The 17057-nt window shown below is 70.1% G+C and carries 14 protein-coding genes and 1 pseudogene; 4 read left to right on the forward strand and 11 right to left on the reverse strand.

The genetic code is table 11. From position 1 onward, the window contains the following. Positions 1-98: 98 nt before the first annotated feature. From rplI to FB384_RS08470, 7 genes are all read right to left on the reverse strand, one after another. Positions 99-554, reverse strand: coding sequence for a 50S ribosomal protein L9 (gene rplI / locus FB384_RS08440; RefSeq protein ID WP_183781132.1), 456 nt, complete (start codon positions 552-554; stop codon positions 99-101). A gap of 14 nt (positions 555-568) precedes the next feature. Continuing rightward, positions 569-817, reverse strand: a complete 249-nt coding sequence (rpsR, locus tag FB384_RS08445; protein ID WP_030530255.1) for a 30S ribosomal protein S18 — start codon at positions 815-817, stop codon at positions 569-571. A gap of 59 nt (positions 818-876) precedes the next feature. After that, entirely contained in the window at positions 877-1383 is a 507-nt protein-coding gene (locus FB384_RS08450; protein WP_183781135.1) for a single-stranded DNA-binding protein, read from the reverse strand. Positions 1384-1393: 10 nt separating this feature from the next. Beyond that, positions 1394-1726 (reverse strand): 30S ribosomal protein S6, encoded by a 333-nt coding sequence (gene rpsF, locus FB384_RS08455; protein ID WP_183781138.1) that lies wholly within the window; start codon positions 1724-1726, stop codon positions 1394-1396. Between the two features lie 213 nt (positions 1727-1939). Then, positions 1940-2884 carry a hypothetical protein gene (locus FB384_RS08460; protein WP_183781141.1) on the reverse strand — a complete coding sequence of 315 codons (945 nt, stop codon included), beginning with the start codon at positions 2882-2884 and terminating at the stop codon, positions 1940-1942. Between the two features lie 320 nt (positions 2885-3204). Further along, positions 3205-4299, reverse strand: coding sequence for a hypothetical protein (locus FB384_RS08465; protein WP_228725987.1), 1095 nt, complete (start codon positions 4297-4299; stop codon positions 3205-3207). 69 nt (positions 4300-4368) lie between these two features. After that, positions 4369-5394 (reverse strand): hypothetical protein, encoded by a 1026-nt coding sequence (locus tag FB384_RS08470; protein ID WP_183781144.1) that lies wholly within the window; start codon positions 5392-5394, stop codon positions 4369-4371. A 298-nt stretch (positions 5395-5692) separates the two neighbouring features. Between FB384_RS08470 and FB384_RS08475 the strand changes: the two genes are divergently transcribed. After that, complete coding sequence (locus FB384_RS08475; protein WP_183781147.1) at positions 5693-6457, forward strand: deoxyribonuclease IV; 765 nt, start codon at positions 5693-5695, stop codon at positions 6455-6457. Next, positions 6420-7499, forward strand: a pseudogene (locus tag FB384_RS08480) (glycosyltransferase 87 family protein); the annotation flags it as partial. The gene FB384_RS08475 and the pseudogene FB384_RS08480, both read left to right, overlap by 38 nt. A 320-nt stretch (positions 7500-7819) precedes the next feature. On the opposite strand, the gene FB384_RS08485 reads toward FB384_RS08480, so the two are convergent. The 3 genes from FB384_RS08485 to FB384_RS26800 all read right to left on the reverse strand — a co-directional run bounded on the left by FB384_RS08485 (position 7820) and on the right by FB384_RS26800 (position 13722). Then, positions 7820-9439: a glycosyltransferase family 87 protein gene (locus FB384_RS08485; protein WP_221213103.1), complete on the reverse strand. Its 1620-nt coding sequence runs from the start codon at positions 9437-9439 to the stop codon at positions 7820-7822. Positions 9440-9810: 371 nt separating this feature from the next. Then, positions 9811-13188 (reverse strand): transglycosylase domain-containing protein, encoded by a 3378-nt coding sequence (locus FB384_RS27290; protein WP_323985170.1) that lies wholly within the window; start codon positions 13186-13188, stop codon positions 9811-9813. Positions 13189-13302: 114 nt separating this feature from the next. Beyond that, a complete protein-coding gene (locus FB384_RS26800; RefSeq protein WP_183781150.1) occupies positions 13303-13722 on the reverse strand; it encodes a DUF5318 family protein in 420 nt (139 codons plus the stop codon). A gap of 281 nt (positions 13723-14003) precedes the next feature. Here FB384_RS26800 and FB384_RS08500 point away from each other — a divergent pair, with 281 nt between their 5' ends. Together FB384_RS08500 and FB384_RS08505 are read left to right on the forward strand one after the other, a co-directional pair. Beyond that, positions 14004-14648, forward strand: coding sequence for a PadR family transcriptional regulator (locus tag FB384_RS08500; protein WP_183781153.1), 645 nt, complete (start codon positions 14004-14006; stop codon positions 14646-14648). Positions 14649-14661: 13 nt separating this feature from the next. Next, complete coding sequence (locus tag FB384_RS08505) at positions 14662-15750, forward strand: inositol-3-phosphate synthase (RefSeq protein WP_183781156.1); 1089 nt, start codon at positions 14662-14664, stop codon at positions 15748-15750. Between the two features lie 389 nt (positions 15751-16139). On the opposite strand, the gene FB384_RS08510 is transcribed toward FB384_RS08505, so the two are convergent. Next, entirely contained in the window at positions 16140-16781 is a 642-nt protein-coding gene (locus tag FB384_RS08510; RefSeq protein ID WP_183781159.1) for an HAD family hydrolase, read from the reverse strand. Positions 16782-17057: the final 276 nt, after the last annotated feature.

The raw sequence follows: 17057 nt of genomic DNA on the forward strand, positions 1-17057 counted from the left end.
GTTCACCCGCGTGGGTCGGCCGTGGGGTCGGGGCACCCAACGACGAATGGCGGGCCCTCCGTGTCGGAGGACCCGCCATTCGCGTGTGAGCTCAGGACTTACTTGGGCTGCACATCCAGCTTCACGTCCGCCTTCACATCGGGGTGGAGACGGGCCGTCACCGCGTGCTTGCCGACGGTCTTGATGTGACCGTCGACGTGGATGACCCGCTTGTCGAGCAGCGGGCCGCCCGCGGCCTTGATCGCACCGACGATGTCGGCCGTGGTGACCGAACCGAACAGCTTCTTCGAACCCTCGGACGCCTTCGCCGCGACCGCGATGTGGCCCATACCCTCGAGCTGCGTCTTCAGCTCCTTGGCGTGGTCGAGGTCGCGGACCCGGCGGGCCTCCTGGGCACGGCGGATGGTGCGGATGTTCTTCTCCGCGCCCTTCGAGGACGGGATCGCGTAGCCGCGCGGCAGCAGGTAGTTGCGCGCGTAACCGTCCTTCACCTCGACGATGTCGCCGGGGCCGCCGAGGTGGTCGACGTCGGTCGTCAGGATGATCTTCGCCATGACTGACTCCCTTCTCAGCGCGCGGTCGACGTGTAGGGCAGCAGCGCCATCTCGCGCGAGTTCTTCACCGCGATGGCGACGTCGCGCTGGTGCTGGCTGCAGTTACCGGTGACTCGACGGGCACGGATCTTGCCGCGGTCGGAGATGTACTTCCGCAGCAGGTTGGTGTCCTTGTAGTCGATGGCCTCGGGGTGGCCCTGCTTGATGGCCTTGCAGAAGACGCAGACCTTCTTCTTCGGCTTACGAACCGGTGGCTTAGCCACTGTGTACTCCTGGGGAACTTAGTGCGTGGTTGCTGATGTCGGGACTGGCGAGCGCGGTCTCAGAACGGCGGCTCGTCGGAGAAGCCGCCACCGCCGCCGGCGGGAGGCGCGCTGCCCCACGGGTCGTCGGCGGGAGCACCGGAACCGGAGGCCGCGGGCGCCGCAGCACCTCCGCCACCGAAACCGCCGCCGCCACCGCCGCGGCTGACCTTGTTGACCTTGGCCGTCGCGTACCGCAGAGACGGGCCGATCTCGTCGACCTCGAGCTCGACGACGGTCCGCTTCTCGCCTTCCTTGGTCTCGAACGACCGCTGCTTGAGCCGGCCCTGCACGATGACCCGAGCGCCTCGCGTGAGCGTCTCGGCGACGTTCTCCGCGGCCTGGCGCCAGATGTTGCAGCGCAGGAACAGCGCTTCGCCGTCCTTCCACTCACCGCTCTGCCGGTCGAACTGGCGCGGGGTGGAGGCGACGGTGAAGTTCGCAACGGCGGCACCGGACGGCGTGAACCGGAGTTCCGGGTCCGCGGTCAGGTTGCCGACCACCGTGATGATGGTGTCTCCGGCCATGGCTGCCGCCTCAGGCCTTCGCGGCGATCTTCGCGGCGCGCTTGGCTCCGCGCACTTCCTGGCGGCGGACCACCTTGGTGCGCAGCACGGTCTCCTGCAGCGACAGCTGCCGGTCGAGCTCCTTGACGTCGTCGGGCTCGGAGATCAGCTCGAGCACCGCGTAGATGCCCTCGGCGTTCTTGTTGATCTCGTACGAGAGCCTGCGACGACCCCAGATGTCGACCTTCTCCACGCTGCCACCCGCGTTGCGGATGACCTTGAGGAAGTTTTCCAGGGTGGGTGCGACCGTCCGCTCGTCGAGCGACGGGTCGAGGATGACCATTACCTCGTAATGGCGTGACACAACCACTCACCTCCTATGGGCTCGGGCGGCCACGGACGATCCGTGGCAGGAGGGCAATGTCGAACCGACAGTCTAACCGCCGGGGCCGACGAGACCTGTTCCGGGGCCGGTCATCGCACCGGAACGGCCACGTCAGCCACCGCCGCGCGTCCCCGGGGGAGGCAGGCGGATGCCCCGAAGGGCTCCTTCGGGGCGCAACCGGAAGCCGTGGGGTCAGGCGGCCTTGCGGAGAACCCAGGTGCGGACGAGTGCCGCGGTGACGCCCGCGAGGGCGACCACGGCGAGCAGCATCGGCAGCTGCACCTGGTTCGGGGCCGCGTCGTCGGCGGCGAGCGCGTCGGCGTTGCCCGCGTTGCGCACGTCGCCTCCGCCGGTTTTGCCGCCCTCACCGATGCCGCCGTCGCTCAGCACGCCGTACTCGGGCGAATCCGGGGCACCGGGGACCCCGTCCTGCGGCGAGTACCGCATGTCCGGGGGTACGGCGCTGCCCTGCGTCGGTGCGGAGGCCTCGGGGATGTCGCTGTAGTCGCGCGGGGCCGCGTAGGCATCGCCGCTGCCCTGCGGGCCGTCCGGCGTGACAGGAACGCCGCGCTGCTGGCCACCGGGCTGCGACGGCTGCTGCTGGTGCTCACCGGAGGAGCCGCCGCCCTGCTGCGGGTTCGAGCCCTGGTTCGGCGACTGCGGCCGCGAGCTCGTGGGCTTCGAGTAGTTCGTGGCCTCCACCGGCATCCCGCAGACGCCGCCGACCTTGTTCTTGATCGACTCGAGGACGCGCTCCTTCGTACTGGGCATGACGCCGAGCGCCCAGTGGCCGTCGAGTGCCTCGCCCACGGCCGCGGCGATGGGTTCGCCGCCGATGGCGCCCGTGGCCTTGTTCGGCACGGTGCCGACCTCGAGCTTGTGCTTCGAGATCTCCTCGGCCAGCTTCTTCGGCCACGTCGCCTGCAGCATCTGGGTCTTCGCCTCTTCGGCACCGGTACGGACCGGGCCCTTGACCGCGGCGCCGTCGACCACCACCTTCGCGCCGATCGGGGCCGCGGCCGTCGAGGTGCACGAGTCGACGATCGTCTGTGTCTCGGCGGCTGCGGCCGGCGCGGACAGTGCGGTCAGGCCTGCGGCGACCACCGTGGCGGCGGCCGTACCCAGCGCGCGGGTCAAAGCGGTCTTGGTACGCACTTCGAGCGGTATCCCTTTCCGAACGGCGTTGCCCGGCCTGGACCTGAAGCCTGCGGCGTCGGCACAGCGAGGCGTTATCAAGGTAAACGACCGGGTGGGCGGACGGATACGGGCCGGTAACCACTCACCGTCGCCGAATCGTCGTGGTGCCGACCACGGTCCGGTGACAAGCTCGCCGCGCGTCGTCACCGGACCGTGCGAGGCCGGACCGTGGGTGGTGGCCTGCAGTGGCGGTGCGGGCCCGCACCGTGTGCCGGGACGACGTGCCCGGACGGCCGTCGGGCCGCGACGACGTTGCCGGGTCAGGCGCTCGCGCGCTGGATGACCCAGGTGCGGACCAGACCCGCGCTGACACCCGCGAGCGCGAGCACCGCCAGCAGCATCGGGATCGACGGCCCGCGTTCGTCCTCGGGTGCGGCCGAGGGCAGTGACGAGGCGTCGCCGGCCGTGCGCAGGTCGGTGTTCTCCTGGCCCTGTCCCGTCGCCCTGCCGTCGGGTTCGGGTGCGGTGTCCTGGGCGTTCCCGCCCGCACCGGTTGCCGGGCCGCCGGGGTCGCCGGCACTGCCCAGTACGCCGAACTCGGGGTTGTAGCCGGGGATCTGACCGCCGTAGCGCAGGCCGGGCGCGGCGTCGAACATCGCCCCGCGGGCCACCGGGATCCCGGCGTACCGGAGCTCGGGCGACATCGCCGCGGGTGCCGCCAGCGCCGAGGCGCCGCCGGAACCCCCGGAGCCCGACCCCGACCCGTTTCCTTCCACGACCGGGCTGTTCGGCTCGCGGGTACCCGTGCCGCCTTCGTCGCCGCCGGATCCGTTGCCGGCTCCGTGGTCGGATCCGTTGCCGGCACCCGAGCCGGAGTCCGGGCCGCCACCGCCATCCTCACCGGGTTCCGGTTCCGACGGTTCGCCGGAGTCGTCACCGGGACCGGGCACGACGGAGTCGCGTCCGCCGAGCGTGTCGGTGGCCTTCTTGGCGTTGCGGGTGACGTCGCCGACGGCGTCGTTCACCCCGTCGGCGACCGGTTCTCCGGCACCGGGAACGGGTCGCACCGCCGTGTCGACCACGTTGACCGTCACCTTGCAGACGCCGCTCAGCAGCGAGCCGACCGTGTCCGTGACGACGCCGAGGTCGAGCGGTACGCCGAGCGCGGTGATGCCCTGGATCCGGTCGCCGGGGGCGGCCGTCACGGTGTCGCCGCAGCGGACCTGTTTGGTCTCGGCCACGGCCGTGGCGGGAGCCGCGAGTCCCGCGGTCGCCGCGAGCATCAAGCCGGCTGTTGCCACGGCGGCCGGTTTCGCCACCGCCGAGGTCACCCTCGTCTTGGTGGGTCCGTCCGCGCGGGTGGGCCCGGCGTCGTCGTGGGCGCGGCCGTCGGCCTCACTGCCGGGTGTGCGCATCGGGGGCCTCCCAGGTCGGCTCACTGGGAACAACGAACCACACGGGGAGGCGTGACGGATGCCCTCCGATCAGGCGTTCTTCCGCGCGATCCACGCCCTGCTCAGGCCGGCGACGACCAGCAACAGCGCACCCACCGACAGCACGAGCGGCGTGCGGTCGGTCTCGGAGGCCTGCGGCAACGCCCTGGCCGTGCCGGACTTGCGCGCGGTGTTCTCCTGCTCGCCGGGCTGGCTACCGCGGTTCGGCGCCTCCATGCCGGGACCGATGGGAGCCTTCGGCACGGTGATGTCCGCCGACGGCGGCAGCGCGACGGGGCTGAGTGGCTCGACGAGCGCACCCTGGTCGGCGGGCGGCACGGCAGGCGCGTCCGGTGCGGGCGGGACGTCGGCTTCGGGGACGTCCTCGCCCTCTCCGGGAGCAGGGCGCTCTGGGGCCGGCGAGGGGTCGGGTTCGGGCTGCGGATCGCCGGGCTGCGGCGGGTCGGCCGGTTCCTCGGGGGCGGGCTCGTCGGGCGTGAGGCCGTCGGTGACGTCGCGGGTCGTCGCCCCGAGTGTGTTGACGGTGCTCTGCGCGGTGTCGCACACCTGGCCGAGCGAGTCGACCACGACGCCGGTCTCGCTCAGGCCCGTGCCTGCGAGGGTCTCCTTCAGCGGCAGTGACACCAGCGTGTCCTCGGCTTCGGAGCCGGTGCCGATTCCCGCGAGGCCCTCGGCGCCCGCCGCGGCACCCGCGTCGACGGTCAGCGGCTCGCCGTCGTCGCCCTTGACCGTCGCGTCGCACTCGCCCTCGATGACCTTCGGCGTCGTGTCCTCGCGTTCGACGTCCCGTGCGGTGCTGTCACCGGTTTCGCTGTCACCGGTCGCGGAGTCGTCGGTCGCGGAGTTGTTGGGTGCGGACTCGCCGGTGGTCGTGTCCTCCGTGGCGCTGTCGGTGGCCGTGCCGTCGACAGCCGTGCTTTCGATACCCCCGGTCTCGATATCGCTGTCCTGTGCCTGCGCCACTCCGCCGATGCCGAACGCGGCGATACCGGCCGCCGCCGTCACGACGCCCGTGCGCACGACGCTCTTCCGCGCCGTCTTCCGCACGTTCCTCACGAGCCCCACCCTCGTTTCACTGCCTTGCCGTTCGATGCCCGGCCTTCTGAGCACTGCCTTCCGGGCGGTGCCGTTAGACCGCCGCCGTCCGACCGCCGCCGTTCGACCGCCGCCCGCTCGACCGCCGCCCGCTCGACCACTGCCGCTCGACCGCCGCCGTCCGGGCACTGCCGCTGCCGCCTCGGCGACGGTCGGTCGCCGCCTTCGGTTCCGTCACTCTGCGGTCGCACCGAGTGATCGGTGTCGTCAGGAGTGAAGGTACTCGATGAGTGTCGTGGGTGGTCGATACCCTCGGGCGATGGAGCTCGCTACGCGTGTCGGCGCGCACGTCCCCGACGACGATCCGTTGACCACAGCGGGTGAGGTCGGGGCGGACGCCGTCCAGTTCTTCCTAGCGGATCCACAGGGCTGGAAGAAGCCGCAGCCGCATCCGCACGCCGAGGAGCTGGTCGCGAGCGACGTCGAGGTGTTCATCCACTCGCCGTACGTGCTGAACGTGGCCTCGCTGAACAACCGCATCCGCATCCCGTCGCGCAAGGGCGTGACGCAGCACGCGGAGGCGGCGGCCACGGTCGGCGCGCGGGGACTGGTCGTGCACGGCGGGCACGTCCGCAAGGGCGAGGACCCGGCAGAGGGCATCGCGAACTGGCGGAAGCTGTTCGAACGACTCTCGCTCGACGTGCCGATCCTCATCGAGAACACGGCGGGCGGCGACGGCGCCATGGCGCGAGACCTGGACATGCTGGCGCGGCTGTGGGACGCGGTCGGTGAGTTCGGCGCGGGGTTCTGCCTCGACACGTGCCACGCGCACGCGGCGGGTTGGGACCTGGCCACGGTCGTCGACGACGTCATGGCGATCACCGGGCGGATCGACCTGGTGCACCTGAACAACTCGCGCGACGAGGCCGGTTCGCAGCGCGACCGCCACGCGAACGTCGTCGGCGAGGAAGGCACGATCGACCCCGAGGTGCTGCGGGCCGTGGCGCTGGCCGCGCAGGCACCGGTGATCGTGGAGACTCCACCCGATGGCCAGCGAGACGACATCGGATACCTCCGCGGCTGACGGTCCGCCCGGCGATCCAGGGCGCGGAACGGCCGCCGGGTCGGGCCCGTCGCCGTCGACCCGTGCCGCCGCCGCGGCGGCCATCCTGCTGTGCGGCATCACGCTGGCGTTCGGACTGCTGAACAAGCACCGCTGCACCGGGCCATCGTTCGACGAGAACGGTCGCAGCACGCCCAACTACGCCGAGCGCAACTACCACGACGCGTGCTACTCGGACATCCAGTTCCTCTGGCTGGGCAGGGACGTCGACAACCACGTCTTGCCGTACGTCCACGGCGACATCACGCCGGACGGCAGGCTCGTCGGCGGCACACTGGAGTATCCGGTGCTGACCGGCATGTTGATCTGGGCGGGGGCCGCCTTCGCCGACACCGACGCCGAGTTCCTGCTCGGCTCCGCCGTGCTGTTGGCGCCGTTCGGACTGCTCACCGCGTGGCTGCTGGGCAGGCTCGCCGGGTGGCGTGCGCTGCTGTGGGCGCTCGGTCCACCGCTGGTGCTGTACGCGTTCCACAACTGGGATCTGCCGGTGGTCGCGGCGGCGGTGGCGGCCTTCTTCGTGCTGCAGAGCCCGCGCGGTTCGCTGCGCAGCCGCGCGGGATGGGCGGCCGTGCTGCTCGGTGTCGGGGCGGTGTTGAAGCTGTATCCCGCGTTGTTCGTGGTGCCGCTCGCGCTGTATGTCTATGTCGAGAGCAGGCGCGGCGCCGGTGACGACCGGGATGTCGGCAGAAGCCGAGCCGTGCGGGAGGCGCTGCGGGTCCCGCTGCTGGCCGGCGGGGTCGTGGCAGCCGTGAATCTGCCGTTCGTGCTGGCCGGGTTCGACGGCTGGTGGGCCTCCATCGAGTTCCAGGGGCAGCGGCAGGCCGACGGCACGTCGAACTCGATCTGGTACTGGGGTGTGCGGCACCTGTTCTCGGGTGACGTTGCGTTCCAGCAGTTCACCGACGTCGTGTCGCCGTTGGCGGTGCTCACTGCACTGGCGCTGGCGTGCGGCGTCGGCTGGGACCGCGCCCAGCGGGAGGGGAGCTTCCCGCTGCTGCAGGTGTGCGCTGCGGCGCTGTGCGGGTTCCTGCTGTTGCACAAGGTCCACTCTCCGCAGTACACGCTGTGGCTGTTGCCGATGTTCGTGCTGCTGCGTGTGCGCTGGGGCTGGATCGCGGGCTATCTGGCCGCGGACGTGGCGCTGGGCGTCGGCGTCTTCCGCTGGTACGGCGACTTCGAACAGTCCGTCGCGGACGGTTTCGCGGCGCAGGCGGTCGTCATCGGGGTGTGGGGCAGGGCGGCGCTGCTGGCCGGGCTGTTCGTGGCGTTCCTGACCTCCCGCGCGGTCACCGACCGCACGCCGGCCGGTCCGCTCTCCCCCGGCTACCGCCCGTTCCACGTCGATTCCGGGGCGGACTCCCCGTTCGACGTCCCACCCCGCGACGTGCTGGGCGAGGCAGTTGCCGACTCCGTAGCGGACTCCGCCGCGGGCCTGCGCCGCAGCAGCGACGACATACGTGGCAGGACGACGGCGTCCCGCGCCCCCGACAGCACCCCGCCCATCGGATCGTCGTCCCCGGAACCGGGCCCCGACGGGCAGCGCACCAGGTCCGACGACGGCCGGTAGATCTCCCGCACGATCAGTACGCAGAGCGCGACGACCATCAGGTCTCGCACCACGACCGAGGCCAGGAACCAGTCGTCCGGCAGGCCCTTGTCCTCGACGTCGACGTAGGACAGCATCCGCGGCGCCCACACGAGCGCGTCGACGAGCATCCAGCTCAGCAGCAGTCGCCAGCGCGGGATCGCGAGCACCGCGAGCGGCACCAGCCACAACGAGTACTGCGGACTCCACACCTTGTTGGTCAGCAGGAACACGGCCACGACGAGGAAACACAGCTGTGCCAGCCGCGGCCGACGGGGCGCGGTCAGGGCCACGTACGCCACGCCGATACAGCCCAGCAGGAACAGCACGGCGCTGACGGTGTTGAGCACGCTCGGTGTCTGGCCCGCTCCGAGCGGCCCGTCGAACCCGGCCCACCCCGTGAAGTACGAGATCACGTTGTAGATCGAGTCCGGATCCATGGGACGTTCGGTGTTGAGGCGGAAGAACTCGCGCCAGCCCTCGGTGAACGCGGCCAGGAACGGCAGGTTCACCACCAGCCAGGTGCCCCCGGTGGCCAAGGTCGTCTTGAGCCAGTCGCCGGTTCTGCCCGCCCGGATGCACAACACGAGCAGTGGACCGAGCAGCAGCAGCGGATACAGCTTCGCCGCGGCGCCGAGCCCGAGGAGCACCCCCGCGACCACGGGTCTGTGCCGGGCCCAGGCGAGCAGCCCGCACATGGCCAGTGCGACGGCGAGCGTGTCGAAGTTCGTGAACGCGTGCACGACGACCAGCGGTGAGATCGCCACGAGCGCCGCGTCCCACGGTCTGCGCCGGGCGATGCGCGCCGTGGCCCAGATCGTCGTCAACCACGCGGCCGCGAGCAGCAACGCCGTGATGTTGAAATACACCGCCACCGGCAGCGCCCCGGGCAGCAGACCCCTGTCGGCCACCCCCACCCAGCCGTGCGTGAGCTTCGCGTTGACCCACTGGAACAGGCCGGTCAGCACCGGGTACTCCATGTAGCGGCGCTGGAACTCGCCCTCGGAGACCTCTTCGCTCCAGTGGGTGGCGTACGGGAAGGTGTCCGACTGGTCGAGACGTTCGGCGGTGTACAGCGGGACGATGTCGGAATAGCACATCGCCACGTACTGGCGGTTCGACTGCCAGTCCAGCTGCAGGTTTCCCGCGGCGTCCTCGTACTGCTGGATGCAGGCGGCCTTGCCGAACCACGACAGCATCAGCGCGATCACGCCGAGCAGCAGCCCTACCCGTAGCGGCGACCAGAACCAGTGCCTGCCGACGGCAGCGTGCTCGCCCAGCGGACCGCCGAGCGGCGTGGTGACCTTCGCGGCCACCGGGTCGGTGTGACTCGGGATCACCCGCTGTGACGGGTCCAGCGACGCCGTCTCCGGGGTTCCGGCCGGGTCGTCGAGCTGCCGGTCCGCCCGTTCACGCTCCGCGGGACCGGCCCCGGCGGGATCCGAGCCGGTTGATTCGGCGTCGGTGGATTCGGCCCCGGCGGATTCCGAGTCGATCGTGCCCGGCGGGTCCGGTTCGTCGCCGGAGCCGTTGTCCGTTCCGTCCGCCGAGCCGGCGTGCGACGAGGAAGAAGGCGTATCGCTGGGCACGCGTCGGATGTTACAAGCGGTAGCCGTGACGCTCCTGTAATGCGTCGCCCGCGATGCGTCCCCGACTCGGAGCGTCCTGACTCGGACGTGAGCCCTCAGGCTGGCTCGGAGGGCTCACGTCCGAGTCGTGCGATGGCGCATCAGCCGTCCGGCGGGCCGCCGCCGTTGCCGCCGCCGTTGCCGTTGGCGTTCTCCGGTTCGTCTGCACCGCCGAGCCAACCGCCACCATCGTCGTCCTCACTCTCGGTGGGCTCAGCCGGCGAACTGGGCTCGGACGGCCGTCCGTGCGACGGCGGTTCCGACGACTGGGGCGGCCGCGACGGCTTGCTGCTGGACTCCTGGCTGGTCGACTCCTCTGTGGGCGAGGGCTGCTCCGGCTCCTCCGGCGTGGCCGACGAGTCGTCGGTGACGGGCGCCTGCGCGGGCCCGAAGATCTCGTCGGAGGACAGGTCGCTGAATTCCTCCGGGTCGAGCGGCTCGAGGTAGCGAGTCATGAACTCTTCCCAGATGGAGCCCGGCAGACCGCTGCCGTAGATCGGGCTGCCGTTCGCGTCACTGATCGGTTCACCGCCACCGGTGCCGACCCACGTGGCCGCGGAGATCTGCGGCGAGTAACCGACCATCCACGCCTGCGAGTTCTCATCGGAGTCGACGTCACCCTGGTCGTACTGGTGCGTACCGGTCTTGCCGGCGCACGAGTGCTCACCAGGGCACGACAGGTCCGAACCGGGCAGCACGTCGAGCATCGACTCGGTGACGTTGCGCGAGATCTGCCGGTTCTTCTCCGGATCGGAGTCGAACGCCTGCTCGCCCTTCTTCGCCGCCGGCGTGGTCTCGTCGAACAGCACTTCACCGTCCGCCGTCTCCAGCTTGGCCACGAAGTGGGCGTCGCGCTGGATGCCGTCGGAGGCGAACGTCGCATAGGCGCCCGCCATGTCCGTCGGCGTGACCTGGGTCTGACCGCCGCCGATGGAGATGTTGCCGTCGAGGCTGGCCATCGTCGGCTTCTTACCGTGCTTCTCCGGGATACCCGCGGCCTTCGCGGCCTCCACCACCGCGCGCGGGCCGACGTCGTTGGTCACCATGTCGTAGAACACGGTGTTGATGGAGCGCTCCATCGCTTCGCGCACGGTGCACGGGTTGCACTCCACGCCGCTCGAGTTGCCGACCGTGACCGTGCCGAACTGCCGCGGCGAGCTGCCGTCGTAGGTCGAGTACAGGCCCTTCTCGCCCTTCTGCAGCAGAGCCGTGAAGTCGAACGGCTTGAACGACGACCCGGGGTTGCGCTGGACGTTGCCCCAGTCCACCTCGTCGACGCCCGCCTTGTTCGGACCGCCGTAGTAGGCACGCACCCCGCCGCTCTTCGGGTCGACGGCGACGAGTGCCTTGCGGAGCTCCTTCGGCTGGTCCTTCATCACCTCGTTGACCGACTCCTTGGCCGCCTTCTGGGCCCGTTTGTCGATCGTGGTGTAGATCTTGTAGCCGCCGGTCTGGATCTTTTCCTGGGAGTAGCCCTTCGCGGCGAGTTCGGCCATCACCCGGTTCTTGACGAACGCGTCCGCGCCCGTCAACGCTTCCGGCCTGGCCTTCTCGTCGGGGATCAGCTCCGGCGGCTGCGCCGCGGTCCGCTCCTGCTTGGACACCCAGTTGTTGGCGACCATCTGGTCCATCACGTAGGCCCAGCGCTGCTCCCGGACCTGTTCGTCCTCGACGCGGCCCGGCTGCTGGATCATGCCGGCCAGCAGCGCCGCCTCGGAGGCGTTCAGGTCCTTGGCGCTCTTGCCGTAGTAGGACTGCGCCGCCGTCTCGATGCCGTACGCACCGCGCCCGAAGTAGATCGTGTTCAGGTACGCGGTGACGATCTCGGCCTTGGACTGCTCGTTGTTCATCTTGAACGACTTGACGAGCTCGGTCCATTTCCGCGTGTACGAGTACTCGTCGTTCTCGGTCGCGACCTTGACGTACTGCTGGCTGATGGTCGAACCACCGCCGGCGCCACCCGTGGCCTGATTCCACACGGCGCGCAGGATGCCGGTGACGTCGAAACCCGAGTTGGTCTCGAACGTGGCGTCCTCGGCCGCGTACACGGCGTGCTTCACCGTGTCCGGAATGTCCTCCGGCTGCAGGATGACGCGCCTGCCCTCGGGCGGCGCCTCCTCGGCCATCTTCTCGCCACCGGCGTAGTAGTAGTTGACGACCTTGCCCTGCTGGGCGGCGACCTCCTCCGGGGTCGGCACGTCGACCATGAAGTACGTCACCACGAAGGCGATCGCGGGCAGCACGATGAACACGCCGACACAGGCGTAGATCGTGCGGCGGACCCGCCGCCAGCGGCGCTTCTTGCGCTGGGCCGGTGTCAGGAGCTTCTTCCCCTTGCGGTCGGTGGGCTCCTCGTCGTCGGGTCCGATGCCGCCCTCGGCGTGCGAGGCCGACGACGTCAGTGCGGTCTCGTCGGAGAAGCCGTCCTCGTCGTAGGCGCCGGTGAGCGGGTCGGCCCGGTAGGCCTCCTGGCCGTACGGGTCGGAGTAGTCACGCCTGCCATAACCCTGGTGGGTGATCAGTCCCGGGTCGGGCTGTTCGGACGCGTGCGCGGCGGCGTATCCGCCTGCGGCCGCGCCCGCTGCACCGGCACCGGCCGCTCCCGCCGCCGCGGCGCCCGGGCGATGCTGGGTGCGTTCACCGGGGCGCCCTTCGGGACGGCGATCGTCGGGCCTGCGCCGGTCGTCGGGCCTGCGCTGCTGGTCGGGGCGGCGCGTGCCGGCCTGGCGCTGCTGGTCAGGGCCCTGCTCCGGGTGACGCTGCTCCTCCGGACGGCGCTGCTCCTCCGGACCACGCTGCCCGCGACGGGTCTGGTCCGCGCCACCGGGCGGTGGCGCCTGCCTGCGCCGCGGATCCTGCTGCGGGTCCACCGGGCGGCCACCGGGGTCGCGGCCCGCCTCGGGGTGCTGCGGACGTCCCTGCCGCTCGGGCGGACGCTGCGATTCGGGCGGACGCTGCGATTCGGCCGGACGCTGTGGCTGCCGGGGTGGCCTGCCTTCGGGCGAGGCGTGTCTGCCGCCGTGGTCGCTCTCGGCGTCCGGCCAGGCGGGAGGCGGTTGCTGGCCCGGGTTGCGAGGCTGCCCCGGCTGCTGCGGCGGCCTGCCGGCCTGCGGACCACCGCGGGGCTGCCGCGGCTGGTCGGGCTGCTGTGGCCTCCGGGGAGGCTGCTGGCCGGGGTCCTGCGGCGGGCGCTGGCCCCGCGGTGGCTGCTGCCCCTCCTGTGGCGGGCGCTGCTGCTGCGGCGGCCGCGCGGGGCGCTGCTGGGGGTGCTGCCCTGGTTGCTGGGGCTGCTGTTGCTGGGGCTGTTGCCGCCGGGGCTGATCGCCCTGCGGTGCCTGCCGCGGCCCGCGCGGAGGTCTCGGCGGTTCGTCCGCTCCGTCACCGGGCCATTGCGGAGCGTCACCGGCTTCGGGGTGCCGATGCCGGGGCTGGTGGCCCGGCTCCTGTTCCGGCCAGCCGTGATTTCCCTGGTCGTTCACTCAAGACCCTCCCAGATCGGCGCGTCGGGGAACGCCGTTCTGCGGACCCAACCCTCTCGTGTGAACGGCCGAGGGCACCTGGCCCCCGGCCGCGTGGTCGCGGTCGTCACGTCGTCACTGTCCCGCGGTCCTCCGTGTGCTCCGCGTAGGGCGGGGAACCCGCTCCGGTGTCTCAGCCGTCCCGAGGACGTATGAGAGCACCAGGTGGTTCCATGCACATGCGCGGCAGACCTCTACGACGTAGACGGTGAACTCGGCGAAAAGTGAGGCCATGCGCTCGAGTTCGTCCGGCTTCCTCGCCGAACCCGCCGCGTGCTTGAGCTCGTCGCCGAACACCCAGCTGACCTGCGCCAAGGAGTGCTTGCCGCACACCGGGCAGGCGTTGTCGTCAGGCATCCCGTGGAACTTGGCTGCCTGCAACAACTGCGGGGTGGCGTCGCAGACGTCCATGGCGCTGGCCCGTCCCGTCCGGAACTCGGCCAGCAACGCACGGCGCTGAAGCGCGTAGTCGACGACCTGCCGCTGGTTCTGCACCTCAACAGAGTACGTGGTTCCCGGCGATTGGCCACGGGCCGTTCGAGGTGAGGTCTGGCTGCGGCGAGGCGACACGCCGTCGGCGCGGATAACGGTCGGATGACGGTTGGCTGTTGCGTGAGTGGCTCCGAGGTTAGCTACGCCACTGCGATGTATCAGCGCGATATAATGAGCCGGTACATTGGGTCGTAGTCATCCGGCGGCGGTCAACCAGAAAAGCTGGTCACCAGAAAGATCGAAACGCCGGGCGATGTCGATTCGTTCCCGAAGGGGGTGCCCGTGTGCTCGAGTTCGCAATTCTCGGCCTGTTGCACGAGGCCCCCATGCATGGCTATGTGCTGCGGAAACGCCTCCACGAATCGTTGGGGATGTTCCGCACGTTCAGTTACGGATCGCTGTACCCGACACTGCGCCGGATGCAGCGGGCCGGCTGGATCGCCGAGGACACGGCCGAGGCCGACGCCGCGGCCGGTCCGGCGAACGGCCCCACTTCGGCAGCGCACGCCTCCACCACGACGCCGTGGAATCGCAGGGCGAGCAAGTCCAAGCGCGTGTACAAGCTCACGGCCGAGGGCAAGGAGCGGTTCGGTGAGCTGCTCGCCGACGCCGGTCCACAGACGTGGGACGACGAGGGTTTCGGCGTCCATCTGACGTTCTTCTCACGCACGCCCGCCGATGTCCGCATGCGGATCCTGGAGGGCAGGCGCAGGCGGGTCGAGGAGCGCCGCGAAGGTCTTCGGGCAGCGTTGGCCAGGGCCGAGGAAAAGATCGATCGCTACACCCGTGAGCTGCACGAGCTGGGACTCGAGACCAGTGAGCGGGAGGTGCGCTGGCTCAACGAGCTCATCGCGCATGAAAAGGCCGAGCAGGAGACGTCGACACAGGCGGCCACTCGGCGTGACCCAGGTAGTACGGAACACGAGTAAGGGAGATACCGGCATGGGCGAGAATCGCCGCGTGAGGGTGGCCATCGCGGGTGTTGGCAACTGTGCGGCCTCGCTGGTTCAGGGTGTGCACTACTACCGCGACGCCGACAAGGGTTCGCGTGTTCCCGGCTTGATGCACGTCCAGTTCGGCGACTATCACATCAGTGACATCGACTTCGTCGCCGCGTTCGACGTGGACGCCAAGAAGGTCGGCCAGGACCTGTCCGAGGCTGTTCTCGCGAGTGAGAACAACACGATCAAGATCTGTGACGTGCCGCCGCTCGGTGTGCCCGTGCAGCGGGGGCACACGCTCGACGGTCTCGGCAAGTACTACCGCGAGACCATCGAGGAGTCCGACGAGGCGCCGGTCGACGTCGCCGCCGCGCTGAAGGCCGCCGAGGTCGACGTGCTGGTGTCGTACCTGCCGGTCGGCTCGACCGAGGCGACCGAGTTCTACGCGCAGGCCGCCATCGACGCAGGTGTCGCGTTCGTCAACGCCATCCCGGTGTTCATCGCCTCCGACCCGGTGTGGGCGGAGAAGTTCGAGAAGGCCGGTGTGCCGATCGTCGGCGACGACATCAAGTCGCAGGTCGGCGCCACGATCACGCACCGGGTGCTGGCGAAGCTGTTCGAGGACCGTGGTGTGCAGCTCGACCGCACCATGCAGCTGAACGTCGGCGGCAACATGGACTTCCTCAACATGAAGGAGAACGAGCGTCTCGAGTCGAAGAAGATCTCGAAGACGCAGGCCGTCACGTCGCAGGTCGAGCGCGACATGGGCAAGTCGAACGTGCACGTCGGTCCTTCGGACCACGTCGCGTGGCTGTCGGACCGCAAGTGGGCCTACGTGCGCCTCGAAGGCCGTGCGTTCGGCGACGCGCCGCTGAACATGGAGTACAAGCTCGAGGTGTGGGACTCCCCCAACTCGGCGGGCATCATCATCGACGCGCTGCGGGCGGCGAAGATCGCGAAGGACCGCGGCTTCGGTGGTCCGGTGCTGTCGGCGTCCTCGTACTTCATGAAGTCGCCGCCGGTGCAGTACGACGACTCCACGGCCCGCGACGCGGTGGAGAAGTTCATCGAGGGTACGGGCGACAAGTAAGCCCGGTCCGTGGGCATTTCGCGCATACGGCGGAGTCACGGGCGAGGACGAGGAACGTTTCGGCGAGAGCGGAGCGGGCACAGATGCGCCCGCTCCGCTCTCGCGTGTCCTGCACTCGGCACCGCGTGTCCTGCACTCGGGACCGCGTGTCCTGCGCTCGGGACGGCGCGTTCTGCGCCCGTCCGTCTCTCGGCCGCCGCCGGCTCGAGGACACGCTGACGACTGACGCACTGCCGCACTGACGCACTGACACGCTGACGCAGTGACGCACGACTGTCTCGTCGCGAGGGCTGCGGTCACGGCCGGGTGAGCTGCGCCCCGTCAGCCGGCGCGCTCCCCGTGGCCGCGGTCGGTGTGCGGAGAGCCGCGCCCTACAGATCCAGTGCGGCCTACAGATCCAGTGCGGCCGGCAGCTCCGTGATGCCGCCGAGGACGCGGTGCGTCCTGGCGACGACCGTCTCGTCCGGTGGGTAGTGCGGATTGGGCACCGCGAACACCGTCATCTCGGCGGCCAACGCCGCTTGCAGACCGCTGGTCGAATCCTCGACGGCGGCGCATTCGCGCGGCGCGATTCCCAGCTGCGAGGCTGCCTCGAGGTAGACGTCGGGTGCGGGTTTGCCCTTCGCGACCTGTTCGCTCGACACGGCGACCGGTACCTGCGACGTCAGTCCGGTCGCGCTCAGGAACGACTCGATGAGTACCGGGGGTGACGAGCTGGCGATCGCGGCCGGGTATTGCGCCGCGATCCGGCTCAGGGTCTCGGCCGCTCCGGGTAGCACGGGAGGTGCGCCGGCGTAGCGGTTGCGCATCTCGTCGATCACCGTGCGGGCGACCTCGTCGGGCGTGAGCTGAACGCCGACCTCGGTGACGAGGTACTCGGCCCATTCCGGGGTGCTCATGCCCTGCATCGCGCGGGTGGCCTCGCCGTTCCAGGTGCCGCCGTGGGAGGCCGCCACCGATCGCCGGACCTCGTCCCACAGCTGCTCGGAGTCGACGAGTACGCCGTCCATGTCGAATACGATCGCCTGCATACCTGAATCCTAGGCAGTCACGCGGAGTGTGTCCGGTTGGGCGGTGGCGGGAGACGGGTGAGCTGTACCCACGTCGGCGTTCACGGGTGTTTCCGGAGTCGCAGCGGTGGCCGTGGTGCTCGCCGAAAATCGGCACCGCCACGTTCGCTCCTGCGGGATGCGGAAAGGCCGCCGGTTTCCGAACACGACTGCTCGCGGGACGACAATCGGCCGACGTGGTCGTACGGTGTCACCGACCGGTTGTGGCCTGCAGCTGGTGGTTCCTGAGAGGTGCTG

The organism is Prauserella sediminis (genome assembly GCF_014195435.1).
Lineage (GTDB): Bacteria > Actinomycetota > Actinomycetes > Mycobacteriales > Pseudonocardiaceae > Prauserella > Prauserella salsuginis.